Here is a 9,734-nt window from a genome sequence, read left to right as displayed (position 1 = left end):
AGTTTTTATTTTCCCAGGACGGGATTTATTTGATATTAACAAAACTTAAACCCAATCATCCCCTTCTTACTCCACCGTTACGCTCTTCGCCAAATTCCTCGGCTTATCCACATCAAGGCCTTTGGACGTCGAAGCGTAGTAGGCGAGCAGTTGGAGTGGAATGACGGTTAAGAGCGGCGTTAGGAATGGCAGCGTCTTTGGTATGTGAATGACATGGTCTACGGTTTTCGCCAGTTCATTGTCGCCTTCAAGGGCAAAGCCCAAGACGCGGGCACCGCGCGCTTTTACCTCGATGATATTGCTGACCATCTTTTCGTAGATATCGGGTTGAGTAGCGATGGCCACCACAGGGACGTTGTCTTCGATCAACGCCAGGGTACCGTGCTTCAACTCGCCGGCCGGGTACGCTTCCGAATGGATATAAGAGATCTCCTTCAGTTTCAGCGACCCTTCCAGAGAGACGGAATAATCGAGGCCGCGGCCGATAAAGAACAGGCTGTCTACTTCTTTGATGCTGTCGGCAAACTCACGGACAGCGTCCTGGTCGCTGAGAATGGCGGAAATCTTCGCGGGCAGCTCTTGCAGCTCTTCGACCACTGCGGCGATTTCCTCCGGTGACATCGCTTGCTTTACCTGGGCAAAATACAGAGCGAACAAGTAGAGCGCAGCTACCTGGCTGGTATAAGCCTTCGTGGAAGCTACAGCAACTTCGGGCCCTGCCCAAGTAAAGACGACCTCGTCAGCTTCGCGAGCGACAGAGCTTCCGACAACATTGGTGATCGCCAGGACTTTTACGCCTTTTTTCTTGGCTTCCCGCAGAGCGGCCAAGGTATCTGCTGTCTCACCCGATTGGCTGATCACGATCATGAGCGTTCTGTCCGTAAAGATCGGGTCGCGGTAGCGGAACTCAGAAGCAACGGCCACTTCTACCGGGACGCGGGTGATTTTTTCAATGACGTCTTTACCGACGAGACCTGCGTGCATCGATGTTCCGCAAGCGACGATATAGATTCTGTCATAGGCAGCCAACTCTGCATCGTCCATCTTTAATTCGGGAAAGATGATCCGCTTGTTTTTTTCGTCTACACGGGAACCGATCGTATCACGAATGGCTTGAGGCTGCTCGTGAATCTCCTTCAGCATGAACGAGTCATAGCCGCCTTTTTCGGCCTGGACGAGGTCCCAATCGACATGGAACAGGTCGCGTGCGATTTTTTCTCCCGTGTCGACCTTGTAGAGTTCCACACCTTCCCGAGTCAGAACAGCCAGTTCTCCCTCATCAAGAATATACACGTCACGAGTATGCTCCAGGATGGCAGGGATATCCGAGCCGATAAAGCTTTCGCCTTCGCCGATGCCGACGATCAGCGGGCTGGCCAAGCGAACGGCAACCAATTTATCCGGTTCATGGGAAGTCATGATCCCCAGTGCGTAAGCTCCGCGCATTTTTTGAACCGCCTTGCGGGCAGTCGAGACGAGATCTCCATCGTAAAGATCTGCCAGTAAATGGGCAATTACTTCCGTGTCCGTTTCCGAAGTAAAGGTATATCCCTTTTCCAACAGTTCTGCCTTAATGGATATAAAATTTTCGATGATCCCGTTGTGAACAACCGCAAATTGGGTTTTTTCATCGATATGCGGGTGTGCATTCTGATCAGAAGGCTTGCCGTGTGTCGCCCAGCGTGTATGGCCAATGCCGATTACGCCCCGAAGCGGTTTCGTGACCAAGCGTTCTTCGAGAACGGCAAGGCGGCCCTGCGCTTTTTCCAGTTCCAAGCCCTGATCTGTCAAGACAGCGACACCAGCCGAATCGTACCCGCGATACTCCAATTTCCGCAGACCTTCGACAATGACTTTTTGCGCATCCTTATTTCCAATGTATCCTACAATACCGCACATAAATGTGTAATCCCCTTTCGACGTCAAACGACGGGGACACACAACCCCACATCTCTTTCATTTAAACGGGGTGCGCCCCCGTCATTCCTCAAATTTCTCCTCTTTGCGTATCTGATACAGGTATTGTGCGTTGAGTTGCCCCAACGTTTTGTCCCTGTACTTGCGGTAGAGATACGAGCTACCGGGAGGCATCCGCCGAACCCTTCGATAAACCTCCACCTCGTCAACTGCGCTCCATGCCAGGCAGCCGCAGTTCTGGCGCTTTGCAATCCCTCGGTCAACCAATCTGCCAGCTTATCGGTCATCCGATTTTCTCCAATATCGCCTCCTTTCGCCGGCTTCATTGATTTGACCAACCTTACTTTACCATAGCTTTCTCGATTCAACAACAATGGCTTTTTTCCTAATTTTATGCAGCAGGGAGCAGCTTCGTGCCGCTCCCCGCATCTATTTTTAGGACAGCTCCCGTTTTACCACTTCTGCAATCCGCTGCACGAGCGACTCCAGCTGGTCTTTATCCGGCCCCTCTGCCATGACCCGGACAAGCGGCTCCGTACCGGAAGGGCGAACCAGCACCCGTCCATTGTCAGCCAGTTCACTTTCGGCTTCCTTGATGGCATTTTCGATCACTTCGTTGCCGGCCAGTTTCGATTTATCCGCGACAGCGACGTTGACCAACAGCTGCGGGTATTTGGTCATCACCTGCTTGAGCTCCGACAGCGGCTTGCCGGATTCTTTTACCACATTGAGCAATTGCAGGCCGGTCAAAAGTCCGTCCCCAGTCGTATTGTGGTCAAGGAAGATGATATGCCCGGATTGTTCGCCGCCAAGGTTGTAACCGCCGCGGACCATCTCTTCGACAACGTACCGGTCCCCAACCGCTGTTTTGGTCGTGTTGATCCCCAGCTCCTCCATCGCCTTAAAAAAGCCCAGGTTCGTCATGACGGTTGTCACGATCGTGTTGTTGTTCAAATTGCCGTTCGCCTTTAGGGCACGGGCGCATATCGCCATGATGTAGTCGCCGTCGACAATTTCACCTTTTTCGTCTACAGCAATACAGCGGTCGGCGTCACCATCAAAACCGAGACCGATGTTGGCTTGATGCTTGAGAACCTCTTCCTGTAATTTTTCCGGGTGAGTCGAACCGCACTGTTCGTTGATGTTCGTACCGTTGGGATTCGCGCCGATCGTAATCACTTCCGCCTCTACGTCGGCAAACAGACGGGCGGCAAGCGAGGCCACGGCTCCGTTCGCACAATCCAGGACGACCTTTATCCCTTCAAACCGCTCGGTAACCGTACCCTTTAAGTGGGAAAGGTATTTTTGGGCTCCTTCCAAGTACTCCAGCAGCGACCCGATCTTGTCCCCGGTCGGACGAGGCAGGGTATCTTCCGCAGCATCCAGATACTGCTCAATTTCCAGTTCGACTTCATCACTCAGTTTAAACCCGTCACTGCCGAAGAATTTGATCCCATTATCTGGAAATGGATTGTGTGATGCAGAGATCATAACACCGGCATCCGCACCCAGGGCACGGGTCAGATAGGCAACACCCGACGTAGGGATAATTCCGAGTCGCACTACCTCGGACCCAACTGACAATAAGCCGGCAATCAGCGCATTTTCCAGCATTTGCCCAGATATGCGAGTATCTCGTCCGATGACTACTTTTGGTTTGCCTTCCTGTTTATGTCTGGTCAGTACGTAGCCGCCGATCCGGCCGATTTTGAAGGCTAGTTCAGGCGTTAATTGAGAGTTGGCAACTCCACGTACACCATCTGTTCCGAAATACTTCCCCATCCTTGTCCCTCTTTTCTTTGCTTCTCAACATCTTCAGCTATGTTTATCCTTGTTTGCTCGTGATTTCAACCGTTACCTGCTTGATCGCATTTGGTGCCGTCTTCAGGTAGTTTGGCAGCTTGTAAATAATCGGTATCTCATGTACCCCTACAGGCAGGTTACTCACATCGACAATGATTTGGGCATTCTCAGGAGTAAGATCCTTCAAGTTTTGCGGTGCCCCGATCACGTCAAAGTCAATTGTGGTAATCTCCTGCCCATCCGGAGTTAAGATTTTTGCCTGCAGGTCGTCAGACAGTCCACTGATTCTCAGCGGTACGCCTTTTAACTGCTTCGTTTGCGAACGAACGACTTTCAGCGTCACTTCCAGATCATCCGGTTGAACTTTGACCACCTTATCGACAAGCGGTATTTTCAACTGCAGCAGCCGATCCGATGTGATATTGCTCAGATCGATATCCGGTCCCGGATATACGGTAAGGCCCCTGATTACATCTTGTGGTCCGAACACCGTCACCTCTTCCGTACTAGTTTGCACACTAGCCAAACTATATCCATCAGGCAAGTCATTCGTCAAGTTTATTTTAATTGGCACGATGATAAACGGACTCGTTACGGGTACATTGACCTCCACCTTATGGGGCGTTACTTCCGCCTGCGGCATGACATTTCCTTGTTTATCGACGACTTTCAACTCAACGGAGGTGTTGATCGGCGACGTCGCCCCCTCCAGGTTAAGTGTGGCCTTCACGTAAGCGACATTGTTTACCTGACTCTCCGGTACAATCACGTGCACCCTCTCCGGTTTGACTTCCGGAGTGCCGGCCGTGTAGCCTGCTGCGACCTGTCCCAACAGCTCCACTTTCACTTCTTTTTCCACCGTCTGCTTCTCTTCCAGGGTAACCTCAACCGTAGAGGGCGTTATCGCCACTCTCGCGTCGCTGGGGAATCCCTTGTACTGCACAGGTACCCGATGGACACCTTTGCCTTTGCCTCTGAGGTCTACGTAGACCTCAAGCTGATCAGTCCCGATGCTGTAGCGAAAAAACGGATTGCTGCTTTCCACAGCCACGCTGACTGTCTGGGGCGCCCTCACTACCTCATAACGGTCGGAATCATAATAGACTTTCAGGTTTAACCCGTTCATGATCATCGGGCGGCTCGTATCCGTACCGGGGCCAGGCTGCGGCTCAATATTCACGGCCATCCACAACATGCTTGCCATCAATAAGGCGATTGCTCTGACAAACCAAGGACTGTTTAACCATTTATCCATGTTTTCGCCCCCATTGCCAGCGGCTGCCCATAGACTTGTTCTTCGCTGGCGGAGTCAGTTGTTCCAGCAGCATCTCTTTCAGCTGCTCTTCGGTTAAACCTCGTTTCACTTCGCCATTCGATGCGTAAGACACTTGTCCTGTCTCTTCTGAGACGACAATCGACAAGCCGTCTGATACCTCGCTCATTCCGATTGCTGCGCGGTGACGAGTTCCTAGTTCCTTTGAAATAGTGGGATTTTCTGTAAGCGGCAAATAACAACCCGCTGCCAGCACAGTGTCTTTGCGTATAATGACTGCTCCGTCATGAAGCGGTGTGTTCGGGATAAAAATGTTGATTAATAGTTCCGAAGTCACTCGTCCATTGATTTGAATACCGGTCTCTACGTAGTCGTTTAGCCCGGTTTCCCGCTCAATCACGATCAGGGCTCCAATTCTCCGTTTGGCCATGTACGTAACGGATTTGCCGACTTCTTGAACCATGCGTTGGACAACTTCTTCACCTTGATTCGAGTACGTTCGGGAAAACAGCTTGCCCCTCCCCAATTGCTCCAAGGCCCGTCTCAACTCGGGTTGGAAAATAATCACCAATGCCAGCATTCCAAAGGTAAATGCCTGTGACATCAGCCAATACAAGGTGGTCAGTTCGAACCATTTGCTGAGCAGCCAGGTAATGACGACCACTAAAATCCCCTTCAACAGTTGGACAGCTCTTGTTCCGCGAATCAGCATCAATAATTTATAAATAACGTACGTGACAAGTAAAATATCGATCACGTAACGGAGTATATTTGTGTATTCAATGTTCCCCATGTGAAGCCCCCACATTATTCTCACACCTTTTGCTACAGCGATAGCTCGGGAATTGGCTGCGAAAAAGCACGGCTATTGGATCGGCCGTGCCTATTTTACCTTATTTTCTCCTAAGGGGCGATGGGAAGCAAGTTATTTCCGATATTTTTCAGTTCGTACCAAATCCAATCAAATATCGCCTCTATTGACTCAGCATCTCCTGCGACATTAGCGGTGGATGCCAAGAATACCTTCCCGTCTATAGCGACCACGTTACCCTGAACTTTGCCCTGCACCTCGACACTTCCATTACGGACAACCAAGTCCCCTTCGATCGTCGTGCCCTCGGGTACAACGACAAGATTACGCGCCCGATCAATTCTCAGCTGGTCCAGGCTGTTGGAAGACACCTGCAGCGTTTGATCACGTTCTATCCAGGTGGCGGACACGCTGCCGGCCATCAAGAAGAAGAAAACTGCCGCAGCGGTGACAAATGGATGCTTTCTCAACCAGGCTGAAAAACGATTCATCCCTGAAGGAGCCGGCAACTGCGCAAGCACACGATTGGTAAAATCGGACGGCGCACATACGTGCGACAAACTTTGAACCAGCGCCACGGTTTTTTGCAATTCGCGTAAGTACTGGCGACATTCCGCACAGTCCCTGAGATGTTCTTGCAGGCGGTGATTGCTTAATTCGTCGATATCCCCATCCAAAAAGGAATGGATGAGAAGATGTTGTTCTCTGCATTCCATCTGAGGTTGATCTCCTTTCTACTACATGTGTTGAAGCTTTCCACGCAACGCTTCACGACCGCGGTGAATCCTCGTTTTGATTGTTGTTATCGGCAATTTTAGAACATCGCTGATTTCTTGCAGTGATAAATCCTCTATATAGCGCAAGATCATAATGGAGCGGTACTTGGGGGATAGTTGAGTCAAAGCCTCCTGAACCGTATCTTGCAGTTCCCGCGTGACCATCTTTTCTTCCGGGGTTTTTTCATTAGAAGAAAGGCGTGAATACCAGTCAAGCCCTTCTGTCCCATCCGCCTCTTCGTCGAGAGAGAAGTGCGGTTTCTTTTTTCGTCCCCGGTCGATACATAAGTTGGTGGCGATGCGGTAAATCCAGGTAGAGAACTTGTAGCTTTCGTCATAGGTGTGCAGGTTTGCAAAGACGCGCAGGAATGTTTCTTGGGCGATATCCTCCGCTTCTTGGCGGTTGCCTACCATCCGGAAAGCTAACTGGTAAATTTTATCTTTATAAATGTCCACCAGTTCCGCAAAGGCTTCGCGATCCCCCCGCTTCGCCCGCTCCGTCAACCGTTTTTCTACGAATTCCATGCTATCCTCCCCGGCGTTGCCGTACCTTGTTCATACGAACTATCCGTTATTTTGTTTCAACTTGTTAGCGGGATGTTTTTCTGGATCATAATTGGGTATATTGGACCAGATTCAGCATATATTGGTAGTAATTATGAGGCATCAAAATAAAATATCCAAAGGAGTGGCTGCAGTGTGCATTGAACTTGTCCTCCGACAAATCGAGGAGCTGCGTCAGCAACTTAACGAACAGTACAAGCACGACTCCGCCATCACTCCAGAACTGGTCGAGCTGAGCGCCAAATTGGACCAACTTCTCAATAAACTGCACCATTCATCTATTGAATGTAACTAGTTTTTCCAGAACAGTAAAGAGGAAAAGAGAGGGACTGCCCCTCTCTTTTCCACGGCTGCATCAGGGATAAGTATCCCCCGCAGCTTTTTGGTATAGGTCTATTATAACAATTTATCGCCAAATACGGAACTCATCAATGCTACAGCCACGCGAGCCGTTCTGTTTTGTTCGTCCAGAATGGGGTTTACTTCAACGAATTCGGCAGATGTAAGAATATCCGCCTCTGCCAGTATTTCCATCGCCAAATGACCCTCCCGGTAAGAAATGCCGCCAATGACTGGTGTTCCTACCCCGGGTGCGTCATGTGGATCTAAGCCATCCAGATCAAGGCTGAGATGGACACCATCTGTTCCTTTGCTTACGTGGGCTATCGCTTCCTCCATCACTCTTGCCATCCCCAGCCGATCAATCTCGTGCATGGTAAAGACCTTTATGCCCCGTTCTTTAATGAGTTTTCGCTCACCGCTGTCGAGGTCGCGCGCCCCAATAATCACAATATTTTCCGCCTTTAATTTCGGGGAATACCCGCCGATACTTACCAGCCGCTTATTCCCCAGACCCATACTAGCAGCCAAGGGCATTCCGTGAATATTGCCGGTTGGGGATGTTTCGCCCGTATTCAAATCACCATGTGCATCAAACCAAATGACCCCGAGGCTCTTTCTGTGTTTGGCTACACCCGCGATCGTCCCCATGGCGATACTGTGGTCGCCGCCTAAGACAAGCGGAAAACGTCCTGCTTCCACCTCCCGGCTTACTACGTTAGCCAGTTCTTCATTAGCCGCTACTACCTCATCCAAATACTTATGGTGATCAGTCTCTGTGAAGGTATGCGGGCGCGTGACCGGGATATCGCCAATATCCTTGATCGCAAACCCCATCCCTTCCAATCGCTTGACCACTCCTGCGTAACGGATCGCACTTGGCCCCATATCGACGCCGCGCCGGTCAGCGCCCAAGTCCATAGGTACACCTATAATCGATATGTTTTTGTTCAATGTCGATATCCCCTTCCCGTACTGACTACCTATATTGTAGCCTGCATGGGAAAAATGACTCAACTCGACAGGAATGTGCATAGTTATACTAATTTTGAGAAAACAAAAACGAGCAGCCTCGGGCCGCTCGTTACCTTGATAAAATAAATGGAGCGGGTGATGGGAATCGAACCCACGCGACCAGCTTGGAAGGCTGGGGTTCTACCATTGAACTACACCCGCATCATGGTCGGGAAGACAGGATTCGAACCTGCGACCCCTTGGTCCCAAGCCAAGTACTCTACCAAGCTGAGCTACTTCCCGTAATTTTGGTTGTGGGGTCCCCGAAAAGTATTCGGAGTACTCTACAACGCTTTTCTTCACTTTTTGTGGTAAAATGGCGTGCCCTGAGAGATTCGAACTCCCGACCTTTTGATTCGTAGTCAAACGCTCTATCCAGCTGAGCTAAGGGCACATATAATATCGATGGAGCGGACGACGGGTCTCGAACCCGCGACCTTCGCCTTGGCAAGGCGACGCTCTACCAATTGAGCTACGTCCGCGCAGACATGATGAATGATGTGGTGAGCCATGAAGGACTCGAACCTTCGACCCTCTGATTAAAAGTCAGATGCTCTACCAACTGAGCTAATGGCTCACACAATGAATGGCTGGGGTACTAGGATTCGAACCTAGGAATGACGGAGTCAAAGTCCGTTGCCTTACCGCTTGGCTATACCCCAATGCAGGAATGTCATGGTGGGGAGAGACGGATTCGAACCGCCGAACCCAGAGGGAGCAGATTTACAGTCTGCCGCGTTTAGCCACTTCGCTATCTCCCCAATATTTATTTTGGCTCTGCTTCGAGGGTGAACCGACGCGATGAAATCCACAGCCGAAACCTGCGAGCAAAGCGAGCATGGTGGAGGCTGACGGGATCGAACCGCCGACCCTCTGCTTGTAAGGCAGATGCTCTCCCAGCTGAGCTAAGCCTCCCCAACACCCCACAAAGCGACGTAAGCCTTCGAAGGTAATTCCGAGTACTTTGCGGGGACCCCAAACAAATTATGGTGACCCGTAGGGGATTCGAACCCCTGCATGACAGCGTGAAAGGCTGCTGTGTTAAACCGCTTCACCAACGGGCCATATCGAGTAATAAATGGTGCTCCCGACAGGAATCGAACCTGCGACCTCTTCCTTACCATGGAAACGCTCTACCTACTGAGCTACAGGAGCGTGGCTCCTCAGGACGGACTCGAACCGCCAACCTACCGGTTAACAGCCGGTTGCTCCACCATTGAGCTACTGAGGAACGTTG

General features: G+C 50.8%; 8 protein-coding genes and 11 tRNA genes. 1 reads left to right on the top strand and 18 read right to left on the bottom strand.

Going from position 1 to position 9,734, the window contains the following annotated elements; genetic code table 11:
• Positions 1-66: 66 nt before the first annotated feature.
• From glmS to sigW, 6 genes are all read right to left on the bottom strand, one after another.
• Positions 67-1,899, bottom strand: a complete 1,833-nt coding sequence (glmS, locus tag HGBM_RS26000; protein ID WP_019124003.1) for a glutamine--fructose-6-phosphate transaminase (isomerizing) — start codon at positions 1,897-1,899, stop codon at positions 67-69.
• A 453-nt stretch (positions 1,900-2,352) separates the two neighbouring features.
• Entirely contained in the window at positions 2,353-3,699 is a 1,347-nt protein-coding gene (gene glmM, locus HGBM_RS25990) for a phosphoglucosamine mutase (RefSeq protein WP_019124001.1), read from the bottom strand.
• 43 nt (positions 3,700-3,742) lie between these two features.
• Positions 3,743-4,975 (bottom strand): CdaR family protein, encoded by a 1,233-nt coding sequence (locus HGBM_RS25985; protein WP_019124000.1) that lies wholly within the window; start codon positions 4,973-4,975, stop codon positions 3,743-3,745.
• Entirely contained in the window at positions 4,968-5,786 is an 819-nt protein-coding gene (gene cdaA, locus HGBM_RS25980) for a diadenylate cyclase CdaA (RefSeq protein ID WP_019123999.1), read from the bottom strand. Before cdaA ends, HGBM_RS25985 begins: the two co-directional genes overlap by 8 nt.
• 110 nt (positions 5,787-5,896) lie before the next feature.
• A complete protein-coding gene (locus HGBM_RS25975) occupies positions 5,897-6,520 on the bottom strand; it encodes a zf-HC2 domain-containing protein (protein ID WP_019123998.1) in 624 nt (207 codons plus the stop codon).
• 21 nt (positions 6,521-6,541) lie between these two features.
• A complete protein-coding gene (gene sigW / locus HGBM_RS25970) occupies positions 6,542-7,105 on the bottom strand; it encodes an RNA polymerase sigma factor SigW (protein ID WP_019123997.1) in 564 nt (187 codons plus the stop codon).
• Between the two features lie 133 nt (positions 7,106-7,238).
• Here sigW and HGBM_RS32200 point away from each other — a divergent pair, with 133 nt between their 5' ends.
• Positions 7,239-7,439, top strand: coding sequence for an aspartyl-phosphate phosphatase Spo0E family protein (locus HGBM_RS32200; RefSeq protein WP_081590313.1), 201 nt, complete (start codon positions 7,239-7,241; stop codon positions 7,437-7,439).
• Between the two features lie 101 nt (positions 7,440-7,540).
• Here HGBM_RS32200 and rocF read toward each other — a convergent pair whose 3' ends face one another.
• From rocF to HGBM_RS25905, 12 genes are all read right to left on the bottom strand, one after another.
• Complete coding sequence (rocF, locus tag HGBM_RS25960) at positions 7,541-8,437, bottom strand: arginase (RefSeq protein ID WP_019123995.1); 897 nt, start codon at positions 8,435-8,437, stop codon at positions 7,541-7,543.
• 148 nt (positions 8,438-8,585) lie between these two features.
• A tRNA-Gly gene (locus tag HGBM_RS25955) sits at positions 8,586-8,659 on the bottom strand.
• A 4-nt stretch (positions 8,660-8,663) separates the two neighbouring features.
• Positions 8,664-8,740: transfer RNA gene (locus HGBM_RS25950), tRNA-Pro, on the bottom strand.
• Positions 8,741-8,814: 74 nt separating this feature from the next.
• A tRNA-Arg gene (locus HGBM_RS25945) sits at positions 8,815-8,891 on the bottom strand.
• A gap of 12 nt (positions 8,892-8,903) precedes the next feature.
• A tRNA-Gly gene (locus tag HGBM_RS25940) sits at positions 8,904-8,979 on the bottom strand.
• A 19-nt stretch (positions 8,980-8,998) separates the two neighbouring features.
• Positions 8,999-9,074: transfer RNA gene (locus HGBM_RS25935), tRNA-Lys, on the bottom strand.
• Between the two features lie 10 nt (positions 9,075-9,084).
• A tRNA-Gln gene (locus HGBM_RS25930) sits at positions 9,085-9,159 on the bottom strand.
• Between the two features lie 14 nt (positions 9,160-9,173).
• Positions 9,174-9,258 (bottom strand) — tRNA-Tyr (locus HGBM_RS25925).
• A 78-nt stretch (positions 9,259-9,336) separates the two neighbouring features.
• A tRNA-Val gene (locus tag HGBM_RS25920) sits at positions 9,337-9,412 on the bottom strand.
• A gap of 72 nt (positions 9,413-9,484) precedes the next feature.
• Positions 9,485-9,561: transfer RNA gene (locus tag HGBM_RS25915), tRNA-Glu, on the bottom strand.
• Positions 9,562-9,576: 15 nt separating this feature from the next.
• Positions 9,577-9,652 (bottom strand) — tRNA-Thr (locus HGBM_RS25910).
• A 1-nt stretch (position 9,653) separates the two neighbouring features.
• A tRNA-Asn gene (locus HGBM_RS25905) sits at positions 9,654-9,728 on the bottom strand.
• Between the last annotated feature and the right edge of the window lie 6 nt (positions 9,729-9,734).

Origin of the sequence: Brevibacillus massiliensis (assembly GCF_000311785.1) — a bacterium.
Classification (GTDB): domain Bacteria; phylum Bacillota; class Bacilli; order Brevibacillales; family Brevibacillaceae; genus Brevibacillus_C; species Brevibacillus_C massiliensis.
Note: the sequence above shows the minus strand (reverse complement) of the source record. Positions and strands in the feature narration are given on the sequence as shown.